Here is a 26,462-nt window from a genome sequence, read left to right on the forward strand (position 1 = left end):
CCGTGCGAGGTCAGCTGATCTCGCCGACGCCCGCGTGCCGGGAGACCGACAGGCGCACCGACTCCGCCGGGTCGACCCCGGTGTGCAGGGTGGGGGTCCAGCCCGCGTCGGTGCCGAAGTCGGGGTCGTTGACCGCGTTGTAGACGGCGATGAGGTCGATCGGGGTGACCCGGCCGCCGACGCGCAGCACGTTGCCCCGGGCGGTGAGGGTCGTGCCGGCCCAGTTGTAGAGAAGCTTGGCCGGGTCCACCGCGCGGCCGAGGCGGAAGAAGTTGTTCTCGGCGAAGATCTGCGACTGCACGCCCACGCCGAGCGCGTAGACGAAGGTCGAGGCGTCCGGCACCTCGTAGTAGTTGTTGTAGACGTGCACCTGTCCGAAGCGGACGCGGGGGAGCCGCTGGAGCACGTCGTCGAAGTGGTTGTGGTGGACGGTGACCTTCAGCTTGCCCACGTCGGCCCCGGGGGTGTTGGTCGAGCCGATCAGCATCGTCTTGTCGTGGCCGGCGAACCGGTTCCACGAGGCCGTGACGTAGTTGGCGCCGTTGGTGATGTCGAGCTGCCCGTCGTGCACCTGGTACGGCCTGCCGAAGTACAGGGGCTGGCTCGAGTCGGGGTTGTCGCCGTCGGTGAAGGTGTTGTGGTCCACCCACACGTGCGTGGAGCCGGTCACCGAGATGTTGTCGTAGAGGGAGTTCCAGTTTCCCTCGGCGCCGTCGGTCGGGTCCCACTGCGGGAAGCAGTCGGCGGTGTCCTCGAAGCCGATGTTGCGGACGATGACGTTGTCGGCCTTGTCGACGTGCAGGTTGACGCCGCGGATGCGCGCGTTCTTGCCGAGGCCGACGATGGTGGTGTTCGAGCCGACCTTGAGCTTGATGTTCGCGGTCTGCTTCGCGGCCGAGGCGGCCCGCGCGTCCTCCAGCGGGCCCGAGGGCTCGGTGGTCCTGCCCCACACCGCCGGGTCGTACGCGGCGAGGTAGGCCTGCAGGGTGTAGCCGCCGGTCGTGTAGTCGGCGCAGGTCTTGTCGGTGCCGATCGTCCCCTTCACGTAAATGATCTTCGGTGAGGGGGCGGCGAGCGCGGTGGCCAGCTGGGTCCGGGTGGAGACGGTGTGCACGTTCGAGGCCGGTGCGGCCGAGCCGCCGGTGGTGCCGGAGCCCTCGGCGGCCCAGCCGTCGTTCGCGGGCAGGACCTGGCGGCCCGGATCGGTGTGCCGGCCGCTCGGGGAGGCGGAACCGGTGGCCGGGGAGGCGGGGCCGGCGGTGGTCCGGGAACCGGTGGCGGCGGACGCGGGCGGGGTGGCGAGGATCGCCAGGGACAGAAGAGCGGTGAGCGCGACGGCTCGTTTCATGGGGATTCCTCCACAGGTCAGGTGGGAGGGAGGCTCCGTACGGCCCCCGAGAGCCTTCCGGAATGCAACGGACGGGCGCCCCCATGGTCAGGGGATGGGGGCGCCCGCCCGAAGTGGTGGGTCAGCCGCCGTTGCGCTGCTTGTACGCGGCCTGCGCCTCGGTCAGCTTGGTCGCCAGCACGTCCAGGAAGTCCTTGGCGGGCAGGGAGCCCTGCAGGACCTTCTGGAACTCCGGCTCCGAGTCGGTCTTGGTGATCGCGTTGAACTCGGGCAGGTGGTACGGCAGCTGCACGATCTTGGTGGCCGGGTCGTTGAGCACCTTGACCGCCATGGAGACGTGCTGCGACTGCTGGATCCACGCCTCGTCGGCGACCTCGGTGTTGGCCGGGAGCACGCCGGTCTGCTCAGCCCAGTAGCTGTTCATCGCCTTGGAGGCGGCGAACTCGGCGAACTTGTAGGCGGCGTCCTTCTGCTTGCCGCTCGCGAACAGGCCGATGCCCGCGACGGGGTTGGACAGGATCGCCTGCACGCCGGCGTCGGACTTCGGCACGGCCATCGCCGCCACCTTGTCCTTGCCGAGCGTCTCGACGTGGTCGGTGTACGACCCCAGGTTGTGCTGCATGATCGCGATGTTGCCGCCGTCGAACTGGGCGACCATCTTCACGTAGTCGTTGCTGATGTCGGCCTCGGGGGTGACCTTCTTGTACATCCCGGCGAGTTTTTCGAGCGCCGCCACGTTCTTCGGGTCGTTGACCGTCGCCTTGCCGGACGCGTCGAAGACCTCGGTGATGCCGGACTGGCCGTACATCACCTCCAGCATCTGGGCGATCGAGCCCGCGCCGCCGCGGATGGTGAAGCCGTAGCGGTTCTTGGCGGTGTCGGTCAGCTTCTCCGTGGCGGCGAAGAAGTCGCTCCAGTTCGTGGGCGCCTCCAGCCCGGCCTCCTTGAACCAGTCGGTCCGATACCAGAACACGCCCATGTTGGTGGACATCGGCACCATGTAGGTCTTGCCGTCGGGGACGGTCCCCTTGACCGTCGCGACGACCTGCTTGTTCAGCTTGCCGCTCAGCGCACCGCCGGAGAGCCGGTCGTCCACCGCGTCCAGCGACTTCTGCGCCACCAGGCTCGACAGCATCGCGGTGGAGACACCGCCCACGTCGGGCAGGCCGCCGCCGGCGATGGCGGTGTCGTACTTCTGCTGCACCTGCGCGATCGGGATACCGACGTATTTGACGGTGATCGTCGGGTTGGCCTTCTGGAACTCGGCGATGATGTGCTGCCACACCGGGGTGCGCGCGGGGCCGCCGTTGTCGTCCCAGAACGTGATCGTGGTCTTGCCGTCGGCGGACTTCGTCTCGTCCGAACCGCAGGCGGCCAGTCCCGCGCCGAGCATGAGCGCCGTGGTCAGGATCGCCAGGTGTTTCGAGCGTGTGATCATTGTTCGCTGCCTCTCTGTGTCATGTCCCCCGACATCGCTGTAACCGTGCAATCACTGAACTTCGCCCGCGACCTGCCCTTCATCGCGAGACCTCCGCGTAGCCCTTCCGTCCTTCATCGCGAGACCTCCGCGCAGCCCTTCCGTCCTTCATCGCGAGACCTCCGCGCAGCCCTTCCGTCCTTCATCGCGAGACCTCCGCGCAGCCCTTCCGCTCTTCACCGCGAGACCTCCGGCCTGCTCTTCACCGCGAGACCTCCGAGGCGAGCGCCGCGGCGTCGGCACGGCTCAACCGCCCGTCTGCCACGACGGTGACGATCCTTCGCGCGAGGGTGCCCTCGATGAGCAGCGGCGTTTCCCACGCGAGTGCCGGTCCTGCTCCCGGGTATTCCACGACCCGGACGAACCAGGGATCGTCCCGCTGAACGAAGACCAGGGTCCAGTCGGCCGACGCCATGGCGAGCCAGGGGGAGGTGGAGCCGTGCACCGCCTCCTCGCCCTCCGCGTCCTCGGTGAAGACCTGGCGATCGGCGGCCGACCCCGGCGCCCGCCAGAAGAACCCGCCGTATCCGGCTCCGGCACGTCCCTTGGTGGCCGAGCTCCTGACCGGCAACGGCGCGCCGGTGAGGTTCGTCAGCGTGAAGGAGAAGTCGAGGGCCCAGCACCCGTCGAGCTCCACCGCCCGGACGCTCCGCGCCTCGCGGGCGATCTCGGAGCCGTCCGCCCCCTCCCAGGCCAGGGACTCCCCGAATCCGGACGAGTCCCGCCAGGAGAATCCGAGATGCCGCTGCGTCCCGTGGTCCCCGAGCCAGGACGGTCCCCGGTCTCGGACGTAGGTGCGGCCACCCCAGAAGTTGCTGCCGCCCACGTCGGAGACCGCCACGCTCACCCCCAGGTGATGCACGTGGTCGGCGGGGGCGAACTCGGTCACGACCGTCCCGCCCAGGGTCCGTACCGGATGCAGGTAGGGCCGGGGTGATGACGTCCTCGGCAGCCGCGTCCCGATGACGTACTCGGCCACCCGCACTCCCGAGATGTCGACGCCCACCGTCTCGGCGCCTTCGTCCCCGAAGGCCCCCGGCGTCTCGGGCCGGGCGTCCTGTGCGGTCGTCCTGGACCGGGTGTCTTGCGCGGGCGTCGCGGATATCGGGGTGCCCGGTGCCAGTGGCACCCCCACCGGTGTGAGGTCTCCGGCGCGGCGGCCGGCCGGGGCCCACGGCAGTCCCAGCTCCGAGTAGAGCGCGAGACGCTCCGCGCTGGCCGCCGTGACCTCGGCGATCCCGGGCAGCACCCGGCGTTCCTCGTCGATCTCCTGGAACCGGTCCGCGATCGCGAGGGGGTCGGGCGCCAGCCGTACCGACTCCAGGACGCGCATGAAGCCGGCGGTCCGCTCCAGCGGGACGAGCAGGTCCGTGCCTTCGCGGAGGTGGGCGACCAGGTTCTCCAGCAGGTCGGTCCTGGGGTACACCGTGGAGGTCCCGCCGAACTCGACCCGGTCCTCGGTGTAGGTCAGCCGGATCTGCCCGGTCTCGCCGTGCACGATCAGGTAGGGCTCGTGCCGCCGGTCCGCGCACAGGGTGACCGCCACCGTGACCGGGGTTCCGTCGTCCATGCGCAGCCGCAGGCACGAGGTGTCGTCCGCCTCGATCGTGTTGGCGCGGTAGAGCTCGACCTTGACGCTCTTGACGTCGCCTCCGGCGATGGCCAGCGCGGTCGCCGTGGCGTGCGCGAGCGGGTTGGTGAGGGCGCCGTCGACCACCGCCACCCCGTCGACCTCGCGTTTCCCGGCCCACGGGACCCGGCTGAAGTAGGAGTAGGGGCGCTCCCACGCACCCGCGGCGCCGATCCCGGCGACCCGGCCGATCAGCCCGTCGGCGATCATCTTCCGGATCGCGGGGATCGCCTCGGAGCCGAGGCTCTGGAACCCCACCTGGCAGGAGAGACCGGTCTCCCGGGCCACCGCGACGATCTGCTCGTAGTCGGCGAACGTGGCGGCGGGCGGCTTCTCCAGCAGCACGTGCGACCCGGCGCGCAGCGCTCTGGCCGCGAGCCCGGTGTGGGTCTGGATCGGCGTGCACAGGATCGTCACCTCGGCGCCGGTCCGCCCGATCAGCTCGACCAGGTCACCGGAGAACTCCACCCCGGCGGGGAGCCCGTCGACCGGCCGCACGTCGCATACTCCGACGAACTCGACCAGCCCGGCCTCGGACAGCCGCCTGAGATTCCGAAGGTGCCACCAGCCGTGCCCGTGCGCCCCGGCGAGTATCACGCGAACCGGTTTCATTCCGTCACCTTCCAGCGCAGTCCCAGGCCGGAGTGGTCTCCGGCGCGCAGCTCGCACTTGTCGACCGAGACCGGGTACGGCTCCGCGATGAGGCCGAGCGCGGCGAAGGAGGCGTCCTCGACCTCCTCGGCCATGCACGGCAGCGGCAGGGACAGCGCGAGCTGGCCGGAGATCTCCGGCAGCAGGTGCGGATAGACCGGCACCCCGAACGTCCTGGCCAGCTCGGCGATCCGGAGCAGCGGGGTGATCCCGCCCACCCGCACCACGTTCGGCTGGAGGATGTCGCACGCCCCGGCGATCAGCAGGTCCCTGAAGTCGTAGATCGAGTAAGCGCTTTCCCCAACGGCGATCGGAATGTCGACGCTGGCACGCAGCCGAGCCTGCCCGACCACGTCGTCCGCCGGCAGCGGCTCCTCCACCCAGTGCAGTCCGTACTCCGACAGTGCGGCGATCGCCCGCCGCGCCCTCGGCAGGTCCCAGCGCTGGTTGGCGTCGACCATGAGCAGCGTGTCGGGGCCGATCACCTCGCGGACCGCGGCGACCCGCGCCACGTCCTCGCTCAGCGCGTCACGGCCCACCTTGATCTTCACGGCCGGGTGGCCCGCCGCCCGCCAGCGTCGTGCCTGGGCGAGGAGCTCTTCGAGCGAGTAGTGCAGGTTCACGCCGCTGCCGTACACCGGCACGCTGTCCCGTCGCCGCCCGAGCGTCTCGACCAGCCCGGCCGCGCCGCAGCGCAGGTCCCACAGCGCCAGGTCCACCCCGGCCATCGCGATCGTGGTCAGACCGCCGCCGCCCGCCTCGCGCAGATGCCGCCAGAGCAGATCCCAGACGACCTCCGGGTGCGGTTCGAGACCGATGACGGCCTGGCGGATCTCGTTGTCGAGCAGGGCCTGTACGGCCCGGGCCCCGATCTGCGGGGTCCACGAGAACCCGGCTCCCGTCCGCCCGTCGGCCAGCGTCAGCTCAACGATGATCACGTGGTTGGCGGGCACGTCGGCGCCCCACGGCCGGGGCAGCGCCACGGTCTTGAGCGTCGTCGTCAGATCCGTGATCACCGGTCGTTCGCCGCGCCGGGTTCGCTTCGTGCTCATCACTCGCTCACCACCCTTCCTTCGCAGCTCCTCATCAGCCCTCCACCAAGGTCAGACCGGACTTGATCAACCGCACGAGCTCTTCGACGTGTTCGGGGGAGGGGTCGACCAGCGGCGGGCGGACCCCGCCCACGTCCAGGCCGCGGTGCCGTACCCCGGCCTTGACCAGGGAGACCGCGTAGCCGGGCACCTTGGCGCGCAGCCGTACGAGGGGGGCGTAGAACTCCTTGATCAGGTGCTCGTCGCCGTTCAGGTAGGCGACGGCGATCTCGGGGGCGAAGCAGAACACCGCGCTGGAGTAGAGCTCCACACCGATGCCGCGGTAGGCGGGCATGGTCAGCTCGGCCGTCGGCAGCCCGTTGAAGAACAGGAAGTCCGGCTGCTCCTCCCGTACGGCCAGCACGATCCGCTGCATGCGGTCGATGTCGCCGACGCCGTCCTTGATGCCCACCACGCCGGGGAGACGGGCCAGCTCGACCGCCTGATCGGGCTCCAGCACGACCGAGCCGCGCTGGTAGATGATCGTGGGCAGCACCTCGGCGACCGCCGCGACATAGGCGGTGTAGCCCTCGTGCGGACCGCTCGCCAGGTAGGGCGGCATGAGCAGCAACCCGTCGGCGCCCGCGTCCCCGGCCGCGCGGGCCTGGGCGAGCGCGGTGCCGATCGGGCCGCCGGCGCCCGCCAGAACCGGCACCCGGCCGTTCACGGTCTCGGTCGCGATCCGTACGGCCTCCGCGTGCTCGGCCTCCGACAGCGCGGAGAACTCGCCGGTGCCGCAGGCCACGAAGACCCCGCCCGGTTGGTGCTCCAGCCCGAGCCGCAGGTGCTCGGCCAGCACGTCCCCGGCCAGGGCGCCGTCGGCGCCGAACGGGGTGACCGGGAAGAACAGCACTCCGCTGAGGTTCATCTACGCGGCTCCGATCTCTGTGCGCCAGCTCCGCTTCGCCTGCCAGCCGAGCAACCGCCCGGCCTTGGCCGAGGAGAAGGCGGGCGCCGAACCGGTCAGTCCGGCGGCGAGCCCCGCGGTGGCGGGGTTGATCCGGGGAAGAAGCTCGGCCAGGGGCTCGCGGGCCAGCGCGTCGGCGGCGCCCGCGAAGAACACCTCGCCGTTGGGCAGGTCGGGGAGCCGCTCCAGCAGGGTCAGCACCAGATCGGAGGCGTCGCGGGCGTCGATGTAGTTGAACAGCGACACCCCGGCGATCTCCGGCTGGTCCAGCCGCTCGGCCATCGTGTGCCCCGACTGGGTGGGCGCGCCCGCCCACTCCTCGGGGGCGACGACGAAGCACGGCCGTATCGCCGCCAGCTTCGCCTTCGAGGTGCGGGCGAACGTGGCCATCACCTGCTCGGCGACCAGCTTGGACAGGCTGTAGGCGTTCCACGGCGCGACCGGGTGGTCCTCGTCGATCGGCAGGTAGGCGGGGGCCCAGGCGGCCGTGCCGTACCCGATGACCGTGGGGCTGCTGGCGATCACGATCCGCTCGACCCCGGCCGCGGTGGCCGCCTCGCACACGTTGAACGCGAGCTGGGTGTTGACCCTGTAGGTGAAGGCGTCGGTCCGGCTGAACGGGGTGGCGATCGCGGCCAGGTGCACCACGGCGTCCGGGCGGAACCGCGACATCACCTCGAAGGTCTCGCCCAGATCGGTCAGGTCGGCGGGGAGCACGGCGGCGGCCTCGGCGGGGGTGCCCGGCGCGGTGTCCACGCCGATCACCTCGTGCCCGGCGTCGGCCAGCGCGGTGACCACGCTCCGGCCGAACCGCCCCGCGCTCCCGGTGACGAGAGTTCGTGTCATTGGTCGTTCACCGCTCCTCATTCGTTGCGCCGGCGGTCTCGGTTCCCGGCCGGCCGCATTCACCGTGGGGGTTCCCCGCGGACTGTCGCTCGCGGTTTCTCATCCCTTCACCGCTCCCGCCGACATGCCCTGCACCAGGTAGCGCTGGATGAAGGCGAAGACCAGCACGACCGGCACCGCGGCGACGACGCCGCCGGCGGCCAGGGCGCCGAAGTCCACGCTGAACTCGCCCAGGGTGTAGGAGAGGCCGACGGGCACGGTGAACTTCTCCTGGTCGCTCACGAACATCAGCGCGAACAGGAAGTTGTTCCAGCTGTGAATGAAGGCGAACGAGCCGACGGCGACCAGCGCCGGGCGCAGCAGGGGCAGCACCACGGCGAAGAAGCCGCGCAGCCGGCCGCAGCCGTCCACCCAGGCGGCCTGCTCCAGCTCCACCGGGACGTTCCTGATGAAACCGCTGATCAGGATGAGGGAGAGCGGCAGCTGGAAGACCGTCTCGGCGATCACCAGGCTCCACAGCGAGTTGACCAGGCCGAAGGTACGGAAGATCTCGAACAGCGGGATCAGCATCATCGCGCCGGGGATGAACTGCGTGCAGAGCATTCCCATCATGAACAGCTTCTTGCCGCGGAAGTCGTAGCGGGCCAGGGCGTAGCCGCCCGCCAGCGCGATCACCGTGGTCATGAACAGCGAGGCGACGCCGACCATCAGGCTGTTCTGGAAGAAGATCGCGAAGCCGAGGTCGTTCCAGACGACCGCGAAGTTGTCAAAGGTGATCGGCCAGGGCAGCAGCGAGCTCGAACCCCTGGGCCGGAACGCGAACACCAGCATCCAGTAGAAGGGGACCAGCGTGAACACCAGGTAGAGCCCGAGGGGAACCCAGATCTGCCAGCGGCTGACCTTGTTCTTCTCCCCGCGCCCGGTCCGCGGGATCCGCGCGGGTGTGGACAGGCGTGGCCGTTCGGCCGTCTGGAGTGTCATGCCTTCGCTCCGAACTTGCTCATCCGCAGGTAGGCGATCGAGAAGAAGGTCAGGATCAGGAAGGCGGCGGTCGTCAGCGCCGAGCCGTACCCGAAGTCATGGGACTGGACGGCCTTGGCCGCCACGTACAGCGGCAGCGTGGTCGTCGCGTGCGCCGGGCCGCCGCCGGTCAGCGTGTAGAGCAGGTCGACGTTGTTGAACTCCCACACGCAGCGCAGCAGCGTGGACAGGATGATCGCGTCCTTGAGGTGGGGCAGCGTGATGTGGAAGAACCGCCGCCGGCGCGAGGCGCCGTCCACCGAGGCCGCCTCGTAGAGCTCCTTGGAGATGCTCTGCAGGTCGGCCAGGAGCAGGATGGCGAAGAACGGCACCCCGCGCCAGAGCTCGGCGAGCACGGCCGCCCAGAAGACGGTGCCGGAGTTGGCCAGCGGGGCTGCGCCGTACTGCATGATTCCCAGGTCGGCGAGATAGCGCGAGACGCCGGTCGTCGGGTTGTAGAGCAGCACCCAGATGCCGGTGGTCAGCACCCCGGAGACCGCCCAGGGAGAGAACACCAGGGCCCGGGAGAGTCCCCGGCCGATGAAGCTCTCGTTCACGATCAACGCCAGGGCCAGGCCGAATATCAGTTGCAGGAAAACCTCGACGCCGACCCACTTGACGCTGAATCCGAGGCTCTGCCAGAACAGCGGATCCTCGAACAGCAGCCGGCGGAAGTTGTCGAGCCCGGCGAAGCCGTTGTCCCACGGTTTGGTGACGTTGTAGTTCTGCAGGCTGTAGTAGATGACGCTGGCCATCGGGTAGACGAGAAAGCCGAGCATCGCGACCACGGCGGGGGCGATCAGCAGGTAGGGGGTCCTGGCGGCGCGGCCTGGACGGCGGCGTATCCGGGGATTCGCCGTAGTGATTGCCATGCCGGCAACTCCTTCCGATTCGGCGTCACGGGCTGCAACCGGTTGCATGAAACATTGCTGACATCTCCGAGCAACGTCAAGGGCCCAATTTGGTAAACCCTTTCCCAGCTGCTGGTTCGTTGGGATTTAAGGGGATTGAGGTGCTCAAACCAGTCGTACGATGATCCGGACGGTCGACGACTCGACGTTGACAGCGATACAACCGCTTGCATTAATGTGCTGCAGGGCGCGACGAAGGAGCACAGTGGCAGCGACGATCAGGGACGTGGCACAGGCATCGGGAGTCCATGTCTCGACCGTGTCCCGCACCTTCTCCGCGCCTCACCTGGTGAACACCGAGACGCGCAGCCGCGTGCTCGCGGTGGCCGAGGATCTCGGTTACCGGCCCAACCGCGCCGCCCGCGCGCTCACCACCGGCAGGACCCACAACCTCGGCCTGATCGTCGCCGACATCTCCAACCCGTTCTTCCCACCGTTGATCAAGGCGGCCCAGGCGCACGCCAGGGCGCGTGACTATCACGTGTTCGTGGCCGACACCGACGAGGACCCGCAGGTGGAGGAGGAGCTGATCCAGACCCTCACCAAGCAGGTCGACGGGGTCCTGCTCTGCAGCCCGCGACTGTCCAACCGGGTGATAGAGCGGCTCCACGCCGACGTGCCGTTCGTGGTGGTGAACCGGCGGGTGAAGGGGATGTCGACCATCCTGATGGACGTGGGTCAGGGCGCCCGGCTCGCGATCGAGCACCTGACCGGGCTGGGTCACCGCCGGATCGCCCTGCTCTCGGGGCCGAGCGGCTCGTGGACCAGCGAGGAGATGCGCGCGGCCGCCACCGCGATGGACGACGTCGACCTGGTGATCCTCGGTCCCAACGCGCCCACCGAGCAGGGCGGCCTCGCCGTCGCCGACGAGGTGATCGCCTCCGGCGCGACGGGCGTGCTCGCCTACAACGACCTGATCGCCCTCGGGCTCATCGAGGGGCTCTACGAGCGCGGCGTGCGGGTACCGGCGGACATCAGCGTGGTCGGCGTCGACGACATCGTCTCCGGACGGCTGAACCGGCCCAAGCTGACCACCGTGGCCATGCCCACGGCCGCCGCGGGACGGATGGCCGTCGACCTGCTGCTGCAGTCCGTCAACGACGGCGCCGCCACCGCGCTGGCGACCCTGGAGACCAGCCTGATCGTCCGCGAGTCCACCGGAGAGGCACGACGTTGACCGCCGCCCCGCGGCTGAGGCCCGGGGTTCCCACGCCCAAGGAGTTTCGATGAACTTCGGAGTCACCCCGTCAGGGGAGCAGGTCGAGCGGCACGTGCTGACGAACGGGCGGATGCGCGCCTCGATCCTCAGTTACGGTGCGATCCTGCAGTCCCTGGAGGTCTCCGGGGTCGATGTGGTGCTCGGCTACACCGCCCTCGGCGACTACCTGACCCGCAGCCGCTACTTCGGCGCGGTCGTCGGCCGGTACGGCAACCGCATCGCGGGCGGGCGGTTCACCCTCGACGACGTCCCCTACGAGCTGCCGGTCAACAACGGGCCCAACAGCCTGCACGGCGGGCCGGGCGGCTTCTCCAACCGTGTGTGGCGGGTGGCCGGGGTCTCCGATTCGGCGGTGACGCTGGCGTACGTCAGCGCCGACGGCGAGGAGGGCTATCCGGGCACGCTGACCGTCTCGCTCACCTACACGCTGACCGAGGACGCGCTGCGGCTGGACTACCGCGCGACCACCGACGCGCCGACCGTGCTGAACCTGACGAACCACTCCTACTTCAACCTCGCCGGGGACGGCGACATCCTCAAGCACGTGGTCCGCATCGACGCCGGCCGCTACCTGCCCGTCGACTCCACCAAGATCCCGACCGGCGAGCTCGCCCCGGTGGCGGGCACCGCGTTCGACTTCACGACCCCGTACGAGGTCGGAGCCCGGATCGACGACCCCCTGCTGGGCGGCGGCTACGACCACTGCTACGTCCTGAACGGCGGCATCGAGGTCCTCGAACCGGTCAGCGGGCGGGTCATGGAGGTCTCCACCACCGAGCCGGGCGTGCAGTTCTACTCCGGCAACATGCTGGACGGCATCGCCACCGCGTACGGCACGCACGCCGGCCTCTGCCTGGAGACCCAGCACTTCCCCGACTCACCGAACCAGGCGCACTTCCCGTCCACGGTCCTTCGCCCCGGCGAGGAGTTCACCTCCACGACGAGCTACCGCTTCCCCTGACACCACCTGGCCGCAGCCAATCGGACACCGTCGAAAGCGGCATGGAGGGCGGAGGCGACGGCAACGATACTTCTCCCATATCACCGCCCGATGGCCCGTTGTATTCAATCTTCCAATCGAAGAACCGGTAATTGACAACCGTGTATCCCAAGCTTGGCCATCAAGGAAGCGACCCCTTCGCGAACGAATGGGTAGACGTCCCGCCAGGCTATCGCGTCACAGAATAATTTGAGCGCCTCTTGATCCTTTTCGTCAACCCATGCGTCCAGACTTTTATCGCGAGGCGCGTATGTGGCGACCAAAGAGATGGACAGATTGGCTACCGGTTTTGAATCTTCATCGACCAGTTGCCCGGTAACATCGAATTTAAAGGACAGCGAACGATCGGCGGAAGCCGCGCCTGCATTCATTGACAGGTGTAGGTTTTGCCCATTTCCGGGTTCGAGGCGTTCTGCAGAGAAGGCTACCGTTGCAACATCCTGTATCTCAACAAGATTGGCGATTTCTCCGACCGATGATGTTACGGGTTGATGGTTTTCATGACTCATCGCGTGACCAAATTTCTTCCACCGAGAGGTGTGAACTGGTCGGCCGACGGCAGCGGTGTTAATTCAGCTTCAAAGCGGACAGACTCTGTTATTCCAACATGCGTAGAAGCAATCCATCGCACCAGCATGGGCTTCTCGTCTGATTCGTTTGTAATGAAAACTCCCGATGTGGTGGGCTGAGGCCGTCGAACTCGCCAGTCCTGAGAAATCGGCCGGACCTCTCGCTGCTCCAACGCGGCCTCTCGCGGCTCACCGGTGCGGACAAGACGAACATCGAGTTCGAAGCCCATGGCATGTAGGTAATCGGCGAGCGTATTAATGCGAACGTTTCCGTCGCCGCGTAGCACTTGATTTACGGCGGATCGACGTACGCCAACGGACCCGGCTACTTCGCTCTGCGAAAGCCTGGACAGTTTGAGCGCCTGATGAAGAGCGCCTAAAATCTCATGGCGCAGCCGAGCTGCTGCCAACGCCCGAGCACCACGAGCAGTAGAAGCAAATCGATCATAGAGACTCTTCATGATGCTAGATCCTCCCTCCTGACCCAAATGGCCTCGTCGATATAACCGCGTGGCGTCCGCCAGGATTTCTTGATGAACCCGCTGGTTAACCGGATCGCCCCTATCGACGACTTTGGGACATCAAAAAAAGGCAATCGTACGTCGCCTGCCTTGATCTCCTTGATGCCATCCCGCAATTCATTGAGCTCTCTGGGGATGGCGAGCGATCCCGTGATTGCATACCGTTCGAATCGAACAAGGATATCGGCGAGTCTCTCGGCGTCCCTGCGAGCCCGCGATGCTTCCAGCTTCTTGATGAAGGCATCGGCCCTGCACTCGCCCGCAATGGTTCTGGCCGCCTCGATCATCTTGGCCGCACCCCACTCGTAGTAGGTACGCCCGCAGTCCGGGCACAGGCTCCTGTGTACAGTCAAAACTGTACCTCTCGGTGTCGCATCTGTCTCTAGCGGGTTCGCGAAGAACTCACATTGACGCAGTGATGACGTTCGCTTTTCACGAAATGCCGGGAAACCTTACTGATCTGTTACAGGGCAGGATCGCTCATCCGTCTGTGGCCGGAGGTATGAAGGTACACGCAATGGCTGGAATCGGTTGGCCAATCCTCGGCGATCCACCGGTGCAAAAACCTCGCACGACTGCTGCTATATAAACGAAATGCCTTTGTTTGGTTATATGGGCGAATTTAACTCAATTCCGAAGAGGGAGCCGCCGGAACTGATACCGGGCTAAAGATCATTGGATCGCGCCCGCCGGAGTGAGTTCCCTGAGTAGAGAGTGGGCGAACCTCGGGCCGTGTAGGTTCAACACCTTCGCCATCGACAGCCACACGCAGGCAAAGGTGCAGGGTGAAGGACAGACCGAGATCAACGTGGCAGCTCTACACCACGGCTTCTGGATCTGCCGTGGTGAGCAAGGAGATCCACGAGGTCTTGCAGGGCAAGTCGCCGATGGTGGAGCTGGGAAACCTCATGCAGCGCATCGAGGACGGCGAGACGCTTCGACGCGACACCAGGCCTCTGAGCAGGGAGCTGCACGAGGCTCGGCTCACCCGTGAGACGAACGAGTATCGCCTGTACTACGCCGTCAACCCCCGCGGGGAACACGTGCTTCTCGCTCTCAAGTTCCAGCTGAAGGGAAGCTCGGGAGCTCAAGACAGAGCCATGGAAGTCGCGCGGGATCGGCTGACCGAGTGGCGGGGCAGGATATAAGGTGAACCCGATATGAGGAGGTCATGATGGATCAGCACATCGCCGATCTGCTGGGCATCGATCTGGACGACCCCGCCGTGCGCCGAGAGAGCGCGGCCGTTGAGCGTGACATGCGGCTGATCGAGACCCTCGTGAGGACCCGCAAACAGCTCGGCCTCTCTCAGGCGGAGGTGGCGAGCCGGATGGAGCGCAGCCAGCCATCCGTCTCCGACTTCGAGCGCGTCGGCGGAGACCCCCATCTCTCCACGATCCGCCGGTACGCCCTGGCCATCGGAGCCGAGGTCCGCCACACGGTCTGCGTGACGGTGGTCGAGCAACCCGCCACTCAGGCGCCCTCCTCACTCATCGTTCACATGGAGGACGCCAGGGGGGAGTCATCCATGGCGACGCAGAGCAGCGCGACGGGTGCCATGGCGGTCAATCTGATTCACAGGAGCGCATGATGCAGGCGTTCCTTCTCCTGTGCGACTCGGCTCAACCCGACCTGGCCACGGGGAAAATCCATATGCTCGGCGCCGGCTGGTCGGTGACCGGACCCGCCGTTCCACCGATGACGATCGCGGTCTTCCTCCGCCTGTCGTGGAGCGAAGCGAGTTCGCCGCACGAGTTCAGCCTGGACCTGGTCGATGATGACGGTAAGCCCGTGACGGCGCTTTCCCAGGAGGGTGACAGGCCGATTCAGTTCAGCGGGAACATCGGTCTGGACAATGCGGCACAGGCGGCGGCCGACGAAAATCTTCGCAAGATAGGACTGCAGAGCAGCTTTACGGTAAACGTGCCGCCCCCGCCCCTGAATCCGGGCTGTCATTACAAATGGGCCTTCACCGTGGACGGTGAAGAGCTGTCCAGCATCCCCTTCAGCATTCGGCCGCTTCCGGAAGACTGAAGAGGAGAGCGAAAAGCCGGTGGGGCTTGATGCGGGTGGCCGTCAGGTTTTGGCCATCGCGCTCTCGCCGGTGAAGGCGGCCACGGCGCCCAGGCCGAGATAGACCACGCCGCTGGTGAGGTCCAGACGGCGGCGGGCGCGGGCGGAGCGGCGGAGGCGACCGGCCATGGCCGAGGCGAGCAGGGCGAAGGCGCCGTCGCTGGCCATGCCGAGGACGATCCAGATCACGCCGAGCAGCAGGATCTGCGGGGCGATCGGGCCCCGGGTGTGGTCGGTGAACTGAGGCAGGAAGGCCAGGAAGAAGATCGCGGTCTTCGGGTTGAGCACGTTGACCACAAAGCCCTGCCAGAACATCCGGGACCGGGTCGCGAGCGGCGGCTCGACGGCCTCGACCCCACTCGGGCGGGCCATCAGCTTGCGGACGCCCAGCCAGACCAGGTAGGCCGCGCCGAGATACTTCACCACGGCGAACGCGGTCGCCGAGGTCGCCAGCAGCGCGCTGATGCCCAGGGCGGCGGCGGCCACGTGGACCACCGAACCGAGGTGGATGCCCAGCACCGAGATCAGCCCGGCGCTCCGGCCCTGGGAGACGCTGCGGGTCACGATGTAGAGCACCGCGGGACCCGGTACGAGCAGCAGGGCGAGGGTCGCGGCAGCAAAAAGGGCAAGTGTCGTCAGATCCGGCATGGTCGGATTCTAGGCTCGGCCGCTCTCCGACCGCCCCAGGTTTTTTGGCGCTCCCCGAGGCCTTGGCCGCCGGATAGTGCGGACCGCGTCATGGTCGCCGGTGGCGAACTCCCTCAGGAGTTCTTCGTCATGCGAATCGGATAACGCGGACCGCGCCAGGTTTTCAGCGGTGGATTCCTCATGGGCTCTTCACCGCGCGGAGCAGATAACCCGACAGGACGACGACTCCGGCCAGTGCCTGAGCGACCAGAAATCCGCCCAGCGCGGGTGGCTGGGCGGCCAACGCCAGCACCAGCGCGAGGCATCCCAGCAACGCGAGGTCCACACCGTTCGTCGCCCACAGGAGCGGGCCGGTGGGGATCGTTCCGAAATCCGGGGCCAGGGGCATGGTGGACTACGCGGTCACCGCTCGGCGGATCGAAACCGAGGGGCCGGCCTACGGGCACCGTCCGGCGGGCCTGGGGCGGGGGAACGGTCGTCAGGGGCTCTGCCTCGGCGGTTGTTCTGAGCGGGCCGAGGTCGCCAGTGTCGTCAGCAGGGCGGCGGTGGCCGGGGGATCCGGCGGCTCGCCGTAGGTGGCGGCGTAGACGTGCCGGATCGAGCCGGGGATCTCGGCCGCATTGACCTTCGGGTGGTGGTGCGCCCGCAGGGCGAGGCCGGGCAGGGCCGTCACCCCCATCCCGGCGGCGACCAGGGCCTGGACGGCGATGATGTCGTCGGTGGTGAAGGCGATCTCCGGTTCGAAGCCCACGTCGGCGCAGAGGTCGAGCAGGTGGCTCCGGCACCGTTCGCACCCCCCGATCCACCGGGAGTTCCGGTGGGAGAACAGGTCGCCGGTCCTTCCCGCGGTGACCAGGTAGCTGGGGTCGTCCAGCAGGTGGGCCAGGCGGATGCCGTCGTCCTCCGGGTCGGTGTTGTCGTAGCGGAAGATGACCGCCACGTCCACGTAGCCCGCGCGGAGCATGCGCAGGGCGTCGGGCGGCTCGGTCTCGGTCAGCCGCAGCTCCAGGCCGGGGTGTTCCCGGGCGAGCAGGGCGGCGGCCCTGGGCACGAACGTGCCGAGGGCGGAGGGAAAGGCCGCCAGCCTGACCCGGCCCGCGCGCAGGCCCACGTGCGCCGACAGCTCGGAGGCCGCGGAGTCGATGCGGCCGATGATCTCGGTGGCCCGCTCGGCCAGCATCTGGCCCGCCTCGGTCAGCCGGATGCCCCGGCCGGCCTTCTGGATCAGCTTGGCCCCGGTCTCGACTTCGAGCTTGGTGAGGTGATGGCTGACCGAGGGCTGCGAGTAGTGCAGTTCCCTTGCCGCCGCGGTGACCGATCCGGTCCGGGCCACGGCGGCGAGTACGCGGAGCCGTGTGACATCGAGCATCCATCAATTTTATCTATGGGTAACCAGAAAGATAGGCATTAGACCTTATGGGTCACTCGGCGCATTCTTGAATTATGGAAATCATGACACTCGCCCGTCCCGGCCTATCAGAGCTGGTCACGGCGGTTCGAGGGGTCACCCATCGGTACGCCGACCCCAGGACGACGGTTTTCGCCGTGGCCGACGTGTTGCGTGAGCACCTGCCCTCTCCCGAGATCCTCACCGAGGCGGAACGGGCCGGAGACGCCGCCGGCTACGTGGGCCACACCCTGTACACCGAGGACGCCTTCTCGATCATGGCCGTGGTCTGGCTGCCGGGCCAGGAGACGGCGATCCACGACCACATCGCCTGGTGCGCGTTCGGGGTCCTGCAGGGCGCCGAGTACGAGACGCTCTATCGTTTCGACGGCGACCATCTGACCGAGATCGGCCGGTCGGCCAACCAGATGGGTCACGTCAGCGGCTTCGCCCCGCCCGGTGACATCCACAGGGTTCGCAACATCGGCGAGGAGACCGCGATCTCTCTCCACGTCTACGGTGCGGACCTCAGCGCCACTCCCACCAGCGTCCGCCACATCTACGACCTGCCCGTTCGCTGAGATCCACTCCGCCGTACGGCCGGGTCAGCTTTCGACTTCCGGCTTCTTGTTCAGGCCGAGGCTGTCCCTGATGGCCTCCAGGCGGGCGGCGCCCTCGACGTCGATGGAGGCGCGTTCGACCTCGATCATCCGGGCCTCCACGGAGTTGGAGGTCAGTTCGGCCTCGCCGAGGGAGCGGGCGTAACGCTTCTCGATCTTCTCGCGGACCGCGTCCATGGTCGGGGTGTCCCCGGCGGGGGCGAGGCCGGACAGGTCGCCCATGGCCTTGTTGAGCTGCTCCTGCATCTTGGCCTGGTCGAGCTGGGAGAGCAGGCGCATCCGCTCGGCGATCTTCTTCTGCAGGGCCATGGCGTTGTTCTCGACCGCCGCACGGGCCTGGCCGGAGGCCTGGGCGGCCCGTTCGTGCATCAGCTGGGCGTCCTGCATGGCGGTCTCGGCCGCCACCAGCCGGGAGGCGAAGGCGCGGGCCGAGTCCTCGTACGACAGCGCCTTGCGCTCGTCACCCGCGGCCCTCGACTGCTCGGCCAGCAGGATCGCCTGGCGGGCGTTGGCCTGGAGCTTCCCGGTCTCCTCCAGCGAACGGGCGAGCCTCATCTCCAGCTCGCGCTCGTTGCCGATGACCGCGGCGGCCTGCTGGGTCAGCCGCTGGTGCTGTTCCTTCGCCTCCTGGATCGCCTGCTCGATCTGGATCCGGGGGTCGGACAGCTCGTCCAGCCGGCCGGACAGGGCGAAGACCATATAGCGCCAGGCGCGGCGGATGACTCTGAACATGGGGGGCTCCTTATCGATCCAGCGCGTCGCGCGTGATCTGTTCGGTTTCGTGCAGGCCCTGGCGTACTCCCTCAAGGGCGTCGGCGAGCTCGTCCAGCGCCCGGGTCGGCTCCAGCGCTCCGGTCGCCGACATCGCCGACAGCTCCACCACGCGGGCGAGGAGCTCCTCGATGCTGATCGTGCTGGCCTCCATGCGGGCGAGCACCTGCTCGCGGGTCCCGGAGAGCCGGTCGACCACGGCCTGCTGGGAGGCCAGCGAGGCGAGGGCGCGGTCGATGTCCTGGACCAGCCCTTCCTTGGCGTTCTTCCTGGATCGGACCAGCCGCGCGTGCTCCTGCTTGAGCTTGTCGAGGTCGAACCTGGCGAGCGCCGTGCCGGTGAGCGAGGCCTGCTCGGCCAGCCGTTCCAGCGTGGCCATCGAGTCGTTCACCTGGGGCCGCATGAGCGCGATCCGCTCGGCCAGCGGGCCGCGTCTCATCGAGGAGCTCAGCTCGTCCAGGCCGTGCGCGGCCGAGCCGGCCCGCCCGAGCCAGTAGGCCTCCTGGCTCTGCGGGGTGACGACCAGCGCGGCGCGTTCCTCGTCCCGCCCCTGGACGGAGGCGATCCCCGCTTTCGCCAGCCAGACGGCGACCCCGACGAACCCGGCGGCGGCCGGGTGCACGCTGACGGCCCACGCGGCGCCGGCGGCGGTCGCACCGAGCAGCAGGCCCCACGCGTCTTTCAGTTCCTCAACGAAGCGAGTCATCAGAAGTTGGATATCACCGCGGTGAACACCTGGTCGATACTGCCAGGTTTGCGGGAGTCGTAGGCTGCCGCGCTGGTCGCCTCGGAGATCTGCGTGAGCACACCGAGATCGGCGTCCGCGCCGTAGGCGATCGTGAACAGCCGGACCGAATCCTGACCGGTCTCGGTGCGCAGGTCGGGGAGCAGGTTCTCCAGCGAGATGCTGTCGATGTCCTCGTTCTTGCCGTCGGTGAGGAAGACCACCGCGTTGATCGCGTCATCGTTGTGCAGCTCGCGCACGTGCTTGTAGGCGGCGAGCGCGGTGTCGTAGAGGCCGGTCCCGCCGTCGGGGGTCAGGCCCTCCAGCCGGGTCCGCAGGTTTTTGCGCTGGGCGCCGTTCACGGTGGACAGCGGGGACAGCTCCAGATAGTCCTTGTCGCCGTCGCGCGCCGTCGAGAACATCCACAGCCCCACCTTGTCGTGCGGGCCGAACTGGGGCAGCGCGTTGATCGCCGCCTGCTTGGCCAGTTCCAGCTTGTTCTTTCCCGTGTCGGGCACGGGGGCGCCCATCGAGCCCGAGACGTCGATGACCATGAGCACGTTCGCGGGCTTGCGCAGGTCGGCCCAGCTGGAGAGCACCTTGTCGAGCACGTTCGGGGCGGGCGGGCTGAGCGTCGTCTTGGGCTCGCCGGGCAGCAGGCCGTTCTCCTGAGTGATCAGCTTGCCGGCCTTGCCCTCGTACGACCGGAAGGCGAACTCGGCGAACCGCTCCTGCTGCTCCGGGGCCTGCAGATGGGCCAGGAAGTCGGCCGCCACCTGGCGCTTGGCCTCGTCCACCCACGGCTCGGTCAGCACCGCGTAGGGGTTGTCGGAGTAGAGGGTGCCCTCCTTGGGATAGATCGCCGCCAGCGGCACCTTGGGCTTGTCGTGCTTGCCCAGCGTCTTGGGGTCGCCGGTCGGGTTGCCCTGGTTGTAGTCCCAGACCGACTTCTCCTCCACGGCCACCGCGGAGATGTAGCTGAGGCCCGCCCCCGCGTCGTCCGCCCGCTGCAGGTTGGACAGGAACGTCAGCGTCGTGTCTCCGTAGTGCACGATCGAGCGTTCCACGCCCTGCACGAAGTTTCTGGCCTTGGAGTCGGCCACGTTCTTCTCCGACAGGTCGCCGGACAGGCCGGTCGCCGCGAAGTAGGCGCCGACGGTGGCGTTCAGGCCGCTGGTGGAGAAGTTGGGGTTGGTCTTGCCCAGCCGGAAATCTCCCCACTCGGGATGACCGTGCTTGGCCCAGGAGTCGGTGGAGAGCTGCAGCAGGTCGGACCAGCCGAGCTTCTTGCCCGGCCAGCCCAGTGCCTTGGCCATCGGCATGGGCATCGCGATGACCAGCGGCGTCTTGGCGATCGACGGGTTGTCGGCAGCGACGACGGAGGCCTTGTCGGTTCCCGAGATGCGCTGCTGGAGCAGGGTGATCCAGCCGTTGCTCGCGGGGGACCAGACGTCGGGCTGCGGGCCGTCCTGGCGCTCGTCCCAGCCCCGGGCCAGCGCCTGCATCGCGCCACCGCTGGCCTTGGTCTCAATGATCACGTCGGCGCAGCGCCCGCCGACCTTCTTGCCGTTGTAGCCGGAGGCGATGCTCCGCAGCAGCTCGGCCTTCTCCGACGACGCGGCCACGGTCAGGGTGATCCCGTTGCCGTCGCACGCCTTGACCTGCTCGGACCCCTGAAGCTTGGCGGGATCCGTGTCCGCGCCCGCGCTGAAGAATATCCGCAGGCCGACGATCAGAGCTCCGGCGAGAATGATCGCGATGATGAATGGAGCATAGTTCCTGCGTCGGTGCGGCGTCTGGTACAACCCGGCCTCCTGGTTGTGTCGGTACTTATCCGACGAATGAGCCGTCGCCAGAGTTCGTCGCGATTAAAAATTAGAAATGACACTGGTAAAAACCTGGTCAATAGTGTCAGCTCGCGAGGAGTCGTAGGCGGCTCCGTCGGTGGCCTCGGCGATCTGCCTGAGCACTCCCTGGTCCGCGCCCTCGCCGTACCCGATGGTGAACAGGCGCACGTCCGGGTTGAGTTTGCCGAGCAGGTTGTCCAGGTCGCTGCCGCCGGTCTTCTCGTTCTTGCCGTCGGTCAGGAAGACCACCGCGTTGATCGCTCCGGTGTCCTTGGCCCCGCGCATCCGTTCGACGGCCGCGAGCGTGGTGTCGTAGAGCCCGGTGCCGCCCCCGGCGGTCAGCCCTTCCAGCTGTTTGCGGAGCTCGGGGCCGGTCTTCGACACGGAGTCGATCGGGACCAGCTCCAGATAGTCCTTCGCGCCGTCCTGCCTCGTGGAGAAGGCCCACAGGCCGACCTTGTCGTCCCCGCGGAACTGCGGCAGCGCGTTGACCGCCGCCTTCTTGGCCAGCTCCAGGCGGCTCTCGCCGGTGCCCGAGGCCTCCTCCTCCATCGAGCCGGACTTGTCCACCACGATCAGCACGTTGGCCCGCTTGCGCAGCTCCGACCAGCTCGCCAGGACCTTGTCCAGGACGGCCGGGGTGGGCGGGCTGAGGGCGGTGATCTTCGCGCCGGGGTCGACGCCGTTCTTCTCGACGGCCTGGGGGCCCGGCTTGCCGTCGAAGGAGCGGTAGCCGTACGACTGGAACTTCGCCTGCACCGGCGGGCTGTGCAGGTAGGTCAGGAAGTCGTCGGCGACGGCCTTCTTGGCCGCGTCCATCCAGGTCAGCGGGACGTAGGGATGGTCGGAGAAGAGCGTGCCCTCCTTGGGGTTGACCGCCACCAGCGGGGTGCGAGGCGGCGCGTGTCTGCCCAGGGTGGCAGGGTCGCCCGAGGGATTGCCCCGGTTGTAGTCGGTGACCGAGTTCTCCTCGACGGTGATCGCGGAGATGTAGGCCATCGACTCGCCGCGGTCGTCCGCGCGGAGCAGGTTCCCCAGGAACGTCATCGAGATGTCGCCGTAGTGCACGATCGACTGCTCGACGCCCCCGACGAAACTCCTCGTCTTCGCGTCGGCCACGTCACGCGCCGTCAGGTCGGAGGTGGTGCCGGTGGCGGCGAAGTAGGCGCCGATGGTGGCGTTCAGGCCGCTGGTGGAGAAGTTGGGGTTGGTCTTGCCCAGCTTGAACTGGCCCCACTCGGGATGGTCGTACTTCGCCCAGCCCTTCGGATCCGCCGCCAGTTCGGCCAGCTCCGACCAGCCGATGGCCTTGCCCGGCCAGCCCAGGGCCTCCGCCATCGGTTTGGGCATCGCGAAGACCAGGGGCGCGGTCACGATCGGGACCGGTTTGCCGTCGGCGACCGGCACGGTGCCGTCGACACCTCCCGCCTGCTGGCGCAGAAGCGTCACCCACGCCGAGGCGGCCGGGGACCAGACGTCGGGCCGCGCGCCGTCGGACTGCTCGTTCCAGCCCTTGGCCAGTGCCCGCATCGCGGTGCCCGAGTTGGCCTCGTCGATGACCACGTCGGCGCAGCGCCCGGCCACGGCCCGCCCGCTGTACTCCTTGGCGACCTCGCGCAGGATCCCGATCTTGTCCTGGGAGGACGCCACCCTGATCTTCGTCGACTCGCCCGAGCAGGCACTCGGCTCGCTCTCCGCGCCGTTCTCCGTACCGCTGCTGAAGAACCAGCGCAGTCCGGCGATCAGCGCGATGGCGAGCACCACGGCCAGCAGGTACGGCAGGATGCGTCGGCGAGGTCGTGCGGGGGGATAGACCACTGAATGATCGTAGGAAGAAACGTTTTACCTGGAAAGAGCAGTACGCCGCCGGGTTGGCCGACGCATCATGACAAAACGGCTGTTATCGGGTGCCGACTATGCGCATCCCGGTTCCGCGCCCGTGGAAGAGCGGAAGGGCCTCACCCCGTCTGACGGGTGAGGCCCTTCCGCTGAGTCCGAGCCGGCCTTGCCCGGCCTTCTCGCTAGATCGCCGTGGAGCCGTACTCCTGGAGGAAGAGCGCCTCCGTGGTGGCCGTACGGCGGAGCTCCTCGAGGTTCACCCGCTCGTTGGGCGCGTGGATCGCCGCGTCGTCGTCCTCGGCGCCGAAGAGCAGGATCGTGGCGGCGGGGAACTGCTTGACGAACGTGGAGACCAGCGGGATCGAGCCGCCCGCGCCGACGTCACGCGGCGGGCGGCCGTAGGCGCGCTCCATCGCCCGGTTGAGCGCCGTACGGGCCGCGCCACCGGTGTCGGCGAGGTAGCCGGTGCCCAGCGTGTAGTCGCTGACGCTGACCTGGGCGCCCCAGGGGGCGACCTGGTGGAGAAAGTCGACCACGGCGTTCACGGTCGTCTTCGGGTCGCCCGCCGGAGGAACGCGCACGGTCACCCGGGCGCGTGCGACCGCCTGGACCGCGTTGATGGCGCCCGAGACCGTCGGCACGTCCAGGCCGGTGACCGTGATGGCGTAGGAGGCCCACAGCCGGTCGGCCAGCGAACCGGAGCCGACCAGGGAGACGTCGTTCAGCACGCCCGCCGTGGCTCGGAAGTCCTCCTCCGAGGGGCCGGAGCCCAGGAAGTTGCCGCGCGGCAGGCCGGGGACGCGGATGTCACCGTGATCGTCGTGCAGGGCGGCCAGCATCCGGATCAGCGCCGCGAGCGCGTCCGGGGCGGCGCCGCCGAACGAGCCGCTGTGCAGCGACTCCTTCAGGGTGCGCACCTCGACGGTGAAGGCGCCCATGCCGCGCAGCGAGGTGGTGACCGACGGGTCGCCCACCCGCGGGTTGCCGGTGTCGGCGACCACGATCGCGTCGGCGCGGACCAGTTCGGGGTTCTGGGCGACGAAGGCCTCAAGGCGTTCGCCGGCGTACTCCTCCTGGCCCTCGATGATGACCTTGACACCCACCGGGAAGCGGCCCCGGAAGGCGCGGAGCGCGGCGACGTGGGAGATGACGCCCGACTTGTCGTCGGCCACGCCGCGGCCGTAGATCGAACCGTCGATCTCCGTCGGCTCGAAGGCCGGGGTGCGCCACAGCGCGGGGTCGCCCGGAGGCTGCACGTCATAGTGCGCGTAGAGCAGCACCGTCGGTGCGCCGGGCGGGGCGGGGGCCTCGGCGTAGACGGCGGGGAAGCTGCCCTCCACCGGAATCTGCCGCACGTGCGGCAGACCCGCGCTGCGAAGCAGGTCCTCGGTCATGGCCGCGGCGGCGTACACCGCCTCCTCGGGATGGCCGGGAAAGGCTATCGAGGGGATGGAGGCAAGCCGCTTGAGGTCTTGGATCGCCTGGGGCATACCGGCGGCGACGGCGCCTTCGAGCTCATCGGGAGTCACGTCTTTCCCCGTATCTCAATATCTGGTGTGTCCGATCGGATCACAACCGGTGGGAGGGCTGGGTGGGTGTTGTGCGCGGTGCGCTGCGCCTGATTCCAGCACACCGCGATTCCATCGCGCGAAACCGGGGGTCATATGATCTGGACACTCCTGAAATTTGATCGCGGATTTCGTTGTTGTTACACGAGGGATTTGCGGATTCCGGAGTTCTTGCACTCTGGTGCCACGTTTTCACTTGGCAAGGGCTGTTTTGGCATGCAGACTGTTGGGAGCCCAGCTCAACGAGGGAAGATTGTGATGACGCACCCTGAAAATGACGTGGCCTCGCTCATGCAGGCCGCGCAGGACAACCTGTGGATGCACTTCACCCGGCACAGCTCCTACGCGGGCGCCGAAGTGCCGATGATCGTGCGGGGCGAAGGCTCCTATATCTATGACGTGCACGGTAAGCGCTACCTTGACGGCCTCGCGGGACTGTTCGTGGTCCAGGCCGGGCACGGTCGCAGCGAACTGGCCGAGGCCGCCGCCAAGCAGGCTCAGGAGCTGGCGTTCTTCCCGCTGTGGTCGTACGCGCACCCCAAGGCCGTCGAGCTCGCCCAGCGCCTGGCCGCCGAGACCCCCGGAGACCTGAACCGCGTCTTCTTCACCACCGGTGGCGGCGAGGCCGTCGAGACCGCGTGGAAGCTCGCCAAGCAGTTCTTCAAAGTCACCGGCAAGCCGCTCAAGCACAAGGTCATCAGCCGCCAGATCGCCTACCACGGCACCCCGCACGGCGCCCTGTCGATCACCGGCATCCCGGCCTTCAAGGAGATGTTCGAGCCGCTGGTCCCGGGTTCGATCAGGGTGCCCAACACCAACCACTACCGGGCCGACGAGATCACCGGCGTGCCCGGCATGACGCCGGAGCAGTACGGCTACTGGGCCGCCGAGCGCGTCGCCCGTGCCATCGAGATGGAGGGCCCGGACACCGTGGCCGCCGTCTTCGTCGAGCCGGTGCAGAACGCCGGCGGGTGCTTCCCGCCGCCGCCCGGATACTTCAAGCGCCTGCGCGAGATCTGCGACGAGTACGACGTTCTCCTCGTCTCCGACGAGGTCATCTGCGCCTTCGGCCGCCTCGGCACCATGTTCGGCGGGCAGAAGTTCGACTACGTCCCCGACATGATCACCTGCGCCAAGGGCATGACCAGCGGCTACTCGCCGATCGGCGCCATGATCGCCTCCGAGCGTCTCTTCGAGCCGTTCAAGACCGGCACCCAGATGTTCGCCCACGGCTACACCTTCGGCGGCCACCCGGTGTCCTCGGCCGTGGCCCTGGCCAACCTCGACCTGTTCGAGCGAGAGGACCTGCTCGGGCACGTGACCCGTAACGAGCCGGTCTTCCGCTCGACCCTGGAGCGTCTCCTCGACCTGCCGATCGTCGGCGACGTGCGCGGCTCCGGCTACTTCTGGGGCATCGAGCTCGTCAAGGACAAGGGCACCAAGCAGACCTTCAACGCCGAGGAGTCCGAGCGCCTCATCCGCGGCTTCCTCACCCCGGCCCTCTACGAGGCGGGCCTGTACTGCCGCGCCGACGACCGCGGCGACCCGGTCATCCAGCTCGCCCCGCCGCTCATCTGCGGTCCCAAGGAGTTCGACGAGATCGAGTCGATCCTCCGCTCCGTGCTGACGGAGGCGGGGAACCGGCTCTGAGCGCGCCGCCGTACACGACCCGGTAACCGGCGTGTCGTGTACGGCGACCGGCGTGTCGCCGCAGGCGGCCACCGAGCCGCGCATACGGCGGCTCACCGCCACTGAGAACCACGCACGCCGCTCGCGGTCTCATGACCCATGGCGG

Annotated in this window: 26 protein-coding genes; 7 read left to right on the forward strand and 19 right to left on the reverse strand. The window is 68.0% G+C overall.

The features are described from left to right. Window positions 1–10 precede the first annotated feature (10 nt). The 8 genes from CHC08_RS30135 to CHC08_RS30170 all read right to left on the reverse strand — a co-directional run bounded on the left by CHC08_RS30135 (window position 11) and on the right by CHC08_RS30170 (window position 9,842). Window positions 11–1,348 carry a pectate lyase family protein gene (locus tag CHC08_RS30135; protein WP_089210765.1) on the reverse strand — a complete coding sequence of 446 codons (1,338 nt, stop codon included), beginning with the start codon at window positions 1,346–1,348 and terminating at the stop codon, window positions 11–13. A 121-nt stretch (window positions 1,349–1,469) separates the two neighbouring features. Then, on the reverse strand, window positions 1,470–2,786 hold the full coding sequence (locus CHC08_RS30140; protein ID WP_089210766.1) for an ABC transporter substrate-binding protein: 1,317 nt from the start codon (window positions 2,784–2,786) through the stop codon (window positions 1,470–1,472). Window positions 2,787–3,027: 241 nt separating this feature from the next. After that, on the reverse strand, window positions 3,028–5,067 hold the full coding sequence (locus CHC08_RS52805) for a DUF6807 family protein (protein WP_089210767.1): 2,040 nt from the start codon (window positions 5,065–5,067) through the stop codon (window positions 3,028–3,030). Then, window positions 5,064–6,158, reverse strand: a complete 1,095-nt coding sequence (locus CHC08_RS30150; protein WP_245878650.1) for a mandelate racemase/muconate lactonizing enzyme family protein — start codon at window positions 6,156–6,158, stop codon at window positions 5,064–5,066. Before CHC08_RS30150 ends, CHC08_RS52805 begins: the two co-directional genes overlap by 4 nt. Before the next feature lie 34 nt (window positions 6,159–6,192). Next, entirely contained in the window at window positions 6,193–7,065 is an 873-nt protein-coding gene (locus CHC08_RS30155; protein ID WP_089210768.1) for a 5-dehydro-4-deoxyglucarate dehydratase, read from the reverse strand. Next, window positions 7,066–7,950, reverse strand: a complete 885-nt coding sequence (locus CHC08_RS30160) for an NAD-dependent epimerase/dehydratase family protein (RefSeq protein ID WP_089210769.1) — start codon at window positions 7,948–7,950, stop codon at window positions 7,066–7,068. A 99-nt stretch (window positions 7,951–8,049) separates the two neighbouring features. Next, entirely contained in the window at window positions 8,050–8,931 is an 882-nt protein-coding gene (locus CHC08_RS30165) for a carbohydrate ABC transporter permease (RefSeq protein WP_089210770.1), read from the reverse strand. After that, on the reverse strand, window positions 8,928–9,842 hold the full coding sequence (locus CHC08_RS30170) for a carbohydrate ABC transporter permease (RefSeq protein ID WP_089210771.1): 915 nt from the start codon (window positions 9,840–9,842) through the stop codon (window positions 8,928–8,930). Before CHC08_RS30170 ends, CHC08_RS30165 begins: the two co-directional genes overlap by 4 nt. A 244-nt stretch (window positions 9,843–10,086) precedes the next feature. Between CHC08_RS30170 and CHC08_RS30175 the strand changes: the two genes are divergently transcribed. Together CHC08_RS30175 and CHC08_RS30180 are read left to right on the forward strand one after the other, a co-directional pair. Next, window positions 10,087–11,058, forward strand: a complete 972-nt coding sequence (locus tag CHC08_RS30175) for a LacI family DNA-binding transcriptional regulator (RefSeq protein WP_089210772.1) — start codon at window positions 10,087–10,089, stop codon at window positions 11,056–11,058. 49 nt (window positions 11,059–11,107) lie between these two features. Next, the gene (locus tag CHC08_RS30180) at window positions 11,108–12,061 is read left to right on the forward strand and encodes an aldose epimerase family protein (protein ID WP_089210773.1); all 954 of its coding nucleotides are present in this window, start codon (window positions 11,108–11,110) and stop codon (window positions 12,059–12,061) included. A gap of 104 nt (window positions 12,062–12,165) precedes the next feature. On the opposite strand, the gene CHC08_RS48595 is transcribed toward CHC08_RS30180, so the two are convergent. The 3 genes from CHC08_RS48595 to CHC08_RS30185 are packed head-to-tail and all read right to left on the reverse strand — an operon-like array spanning window position 12,166 to window position 13,477. Then, window positions 12,166–12,609, reverse strand: a complete 444-nt coding sequence (locus tag CHC08_RS48595) for a hypothetical protein (RefSeq protein WP_143653393.1) — start codon at window positions 12,607–12,609, stop codon at window positions 12,166–12,168. Continuing rightward, on the reverse strand, window positions 12,606–13,130 hold the full coding sequence (locus CHC08_RS48600; protein ID WP_143653394.1) for a helix-turn-helix domain-containing protein: 525 nt from the start codon (window positions 13,128–13,130) through the stop codon (window positions 12,606–12,608). Before CHC08_RS48600 ends, CHC08_RS48595 begins: the two co-directional genes overlap by 4 nt. Then, window positions 13,127–13,477 carry a hypothetical protein gene (locus tag CHC08_RS30185; protein WP_089210774.1) on the reverse strand — a complete coding sequence of 117 codons (351 nt, stop codon included), beginning with the start codon at window positions 13,475–13,477 and terminating at the stop codon, window positions 13,127–13,129. The genes CHC08_RS48600 and CHC08_RS30185 overlap by 4 nt, the downstream gene beginning before the upstream one ends. Window positions 13,478–13,975: 498 nt before the next feature. Between CHC08_RS30185 and CHC08_RS30190 the strand changes: the two genes are divergently transcribed. The 3 genes from CHC08_RS30190 to CHC08_RS30200 are packed head-to-tail and all read left to right on the forward strand — an operon-like array spanning window position 13,976 to window position 15,224. After that, a complete protein-coding gene (locus tag CHC08_RS30190) occupies window positions 13,976–14,338 on the forward strand; it encodes a type II toxin-antitoxin system RelE/ParE family toxin (RefSeq protein ID WP_143653395.1) in 363 nt (120 codons plus the stop codon). Between the two features lie 23 nt (window positions 14,339–14,361). Further along, window positions 14,362–14,781 carry a helix-turn-helix domain-containing protein gene (locus CHC08_RS30195; RefSeq protein ID WP_089210776.1) on the forward strand — a complete coding sequence of 140 codons (420 nt, stop codon included), beginning with the start codon at window positions 14,362–14,364 and terminating at the stop codon, window positions 14,779–14,781. Then, window positions 14,778–15,224, forward strand: a complete 447-nt coding sequence (locus tag CHC08_RS30200; protein WP_143653396.1) for a DUF6941 family protein — start codon at window positions 14,778–14,780, stop codon at window positions 15,222–15,224. The genes CHC08_RS30195 and CHC08_RS30200 overlap by 4 nt, the downstream gene beginning before the upstream one ends. A 42-nt stretch (window positions 15,225–15,266) precedes the next feature. Here CHC08_RS30200 and CHC08_RS30205 read toward each other — a convergent pair whose 3' ends face one another. The 3 genes from CHC08_RS30205 to CHC08_RS30215 all read right to left on the reverse strand — a co-directional run bounded on the left by CHC08_RS30205 (window position 15,267) and on the right by CHC08_RS30215 (window position 17,280). After that, on the reverse strand, window positions 15,267–15,911 hold the full coding sequence (locus CHC08_RS30205) for a LysE family translocator (RefSeq protein WP_089210778.1): 645 nt from the start codon (window positions 15,909–15,911) through the stop codon (window positions 15,267–15,269). 178 nt (window positions 15,912–16,089) lie between these two features. Beyond that, window positions 16,090–16,299, reverse strand: coding sequence for a hypothetical protein (locus tag CHC08_RS30210; RefSeq protein WP_179282295.1), 210 nt, complete (start codon window positions 16,297–16,299; stop codon window positions 16,090–16,092). A 90-nt stretch (window positions 16,300–16,389) separates the two neighbouring features. Then, window positions 16,390–17,280 carry a LysR family transcriptional regulator gene (locus CHC08_RS30215; RefSeq protein ID WP_089210779.1) on the reverse strand — a complete coding sequence of 297 codons (891 nt, stop codon included), beginning with the start codon at window positions 17,278–17,280 and terminating at the stop codon, window positions 16,390–16,392. Between the two features lie 83 nt (window positions 17,281–17,363). On the opposite strand from CHC08_RS30215, the gene CHC08_RS30220 reads away from it, so the two are divergent. Next, window positions 17,364–17,879, forward strand: coding sequence for a cysteine dioxygenase family protein (locus CHC08_RS30220; protein ID WP_089210815.1), 516 nt, complete (start codon window positions 17,364–17,366; stop codon window positions 17,877–17,879). A gap of 24 nt (window positions 17,880–17,903) precedes the next feature. Here CHC08_RS30220 and CHC08_RS30225 read toward each other — a convergent pair whose 3' ends face one another. The 5 genes from CHC08_RS30225 to CHC08_RS30245 form a co-directional block, all read right to left on the reverse strand. Continuing rightward, window positions 17,904–18,650 carry a PspA/IM30 family protein gene (locus CHC08_RS30225; RefSeq protein WP_089210780.1) on the reverse strand — a complete coding sequence of 249 codons (747 nt, stop codon included), beginning with the start codon at window positions 18,648–18,650 and terminating at the stop codon, window positions 17,904–17,906. Between the two features lie 10 nt (window positions 18,651–18,660). Then, window positions 18,661–19,395: a hypothetical protein gene (locus tag CHC08_RS30230; RefSeq protein WP_089210781.1), complete on the reverse strand. Its 735-nt coding sequence runs from the start codon at window positions 19,393–19,395 to the stop codon at window positions 18,661–18,663. After that, window positions 19,395–21,218, reverse strand: a complete 1,824-nt coding sequence (locus tag CHC08_RS30235; protein WP_089210782.1) for a substrate-binding and VWA domain-containing protein — start codon at window positions 21,216–21,218, stop codon at window positions 19,395–19,397. The genes CHC08_RS30230 and CHC08_RS30235 overlap by 1 nt, the downstream gene beginning before the upstream one ends. Window positions 21,219–21,281: 63 nt before the next feature. Next, window positions 21,282–23,078, reverse strand: coding sequence for a substrate-binding and VWA domain-containing protein (locus tag CHC08_RS30240; RefSeq protein ID WP_089210783.1), 1,797 nt, complete (start codon window positions 23,076–23,078; stop codon window positions 21,282–21,284). Between the two features lie 203 nt (window positions 23,079–23,281). Continuing rightward, window positions 23,282–24,628 carry a M20/M25/M40 family metallo-hydrolase gene (locus CHC08_RS30245; protein WP_089210784.1) on the reverse strand — a complete coding sequence of 449 codons (1,347 nt, stop codon included), beginning with the start codon at window positions 24,626–24,628 and terminating at the stop codon, window positions 23,282–23,284. A 297-nt stretch (window positions 24,629–24,925) separates the two neighbouring features. Between CHC08_RS30245 and CHC08_RS30250 the strand changes: the two genes are divergently transcribed. After that, a complete protein-coding gene (locus CHC08_RS30250; RefSeq protein ID WP_089210785.1) occupies window positions 24,926–26,317 on the forward strand; it encodes an aspartate aminotransferase family protein in 1,392 nt (463 codons plus the stop codon). The last annotated feature ends 145 nt before the right edge of the window (window positions 26,318–26,462 follow it).

Origin of the sequence: Streptosporangium subroseum (assembly GCF_900188345.1) — a bacterium.
Lineage (GTDB): Bacteria > Actinomycetota > Actinomycetes > Streptosporangiales > Streptosporangiaceae > Streptosporangium > Streptosporangium subroseum.

What these genes read in the sequence shown, in the direction of transcription:
- CHC08_RS30185 (WP_089210774.1), bottom strand. Translation starts at nt 13,477, where the DNA reads ATGATCGAGGCGGCCAGAACCATTGCGGGCGAGTGCAGGGCCGATGCC.
- CHC08_RS30205 (WP_089210778.1), bottom strand. Translation starts at nt 15,911, where the DNA reads ATGCCGGATCTGACGACACTTGCCCTTTTTGCTGCCGCGACCCTCGCC.
- CHC08_RS30150 (WP_245878650.1), bottom strand. Translation starts at nt 6,158, where the DNA reads ATGAGCACGAAGCGAACCCGGCGCGGCGAACGACCGGTGATCACGGAT.
- CHC08_RS30170 (WP_089210771.1), bottom strand. Translation starts at nt 9,842, where the DNA reads ATGGCAATCACTACGGCGAATCCCCGGATACGCCGCCGTCCAGGCCGC.
- CHC08_RS52805 (WP_089210767.1), bottom strand. Translation starts at nt 5,067, where the DNA reads ATGAAACCGGTTCGCGTGATACTCGCCGGGGCGCACGGGCACGGCTGG.
- CHC08_RS30220 (WP_089210815.1), top strand. Translation starts at nt 17,364, where the DNA reads ATGACACTCGCCCGTCCCGGCCTATCAGAGCTGGTCACGGCGGTTCGA.
- CHC08_RS30165 (WP_089210770.1), bottom strand. Translation starts at nt 8,931, where the DNA reads ATGACACTCCAGACGGCCGAACGGCCACGCCTGTCCACACCCGCGCGG.
- CHC08_RS30135 (WP_089210765.1), bottom strand. Translation starts at nt 1,348, where the DNA reads ATGAAACGAGCCGTCGCGCTCACCGCTCTTCTGTCCCTGGCGATCCTC.
- CHC08_RS30160 (WP_089210769.1), bottom strand. Translation starts at nt 7,950, where the DNA reads ATGACACGAACTCTCGTCACCGGGAGCGCGGGGCGGTTCGGCCGGAGC.
- CHC08_RS30210 (WP_179282295.1), bottom strand. Translation starts at nt 16,299, where the DNA reads ATGCCCCTGGCCCCGGATTTCGGAACGATCCCCACCGGCCCGCTCCTG.
- CHC08_RS30180 (WP_089210773.1), top strand. Translation starts at nt 11,108, where the DNA reads ATGAACTTCGGAGTCACCCCGTCAGGGGAGCAGGTCGAGCGGCACGTG.
- CHC08_RS30140 (WP_089210766.1), bottom strand. Translation starts at nt 2,786, where the DNA reads ATGATCACACGCTCGAAACACCTGGCGATCCTGACCACGGCGCTCATG.
- CHC08_RS30155 (WP_089210768.1), bottom strand. Translation starts at nt 7,065, where the DNA reads ATGAACCTCAGCGGAGTGCTGTTCTTCCCGGTCACCCCGTTCGGCGCC.
- CHC08_RS48595 (WP_143653393.1), bottom strand. Translation starts at nt 12,609, where the DNA reads ATGAGTCATGAAAACCATCAACCCGTAACATCATCGGTCGGAGAAATC.
- CHC08_RS30195 (WP_089210776.1), top strand. Translation starts at nt 14,362, where the DNA reads ATGATGGATCAGCACATCGCCGATCTGCTGGGCATCGATCTGGACGAC.
- CHC08_RS48600 (WP_143653394.1), bottom strand. Translation starts at nt 13,130, where the DNA reads ATGAAGAGTCTCTATGATCGATTTGCTTCTACTGCTCGTGGTGCTCGG.
- CHC08_RS30215 (WP_089210779.1), bottom strand. Translation starts at nt 17,280, where the DNA reads ATGCTCGATGTCACACGGCTCCGCGTACTCGCCGCCGTGGCCCGGACC.
- CHC08_RS30250 (WP_089210785.1), top strand. Translation starts at nt 24,926, where the DNA reads ATGACGCACCCTGAAAATGACGTGGCCTCGCTCATGCAGGCCGCGCAG.
- CHC08_RS30225 (WP_089210780.1), bottom strand. Translation starts at nt 18,650, where the DNA reads ATGTTCAGAGTCATCCGCCGCGCCTGGCGCTATATGGTCTTCGCCCTG.
- CHC08_RS30230 (WP_089210781.1), bottom strand. Translation starts at nt 19,395, where the DNA reads ATGACTCGCTTCGTTGAGGAACTGAAAGACGCGTGGGGCCTGCTGCTC.
- CHC08_RS30200 (WP_143653396.1), top strand. Translation starts at nt 14,778, where the DNA reads ATGATGCAGGCGTTCCTTCTCCTGTGCGACTCGGCTCAACCCGACCTG.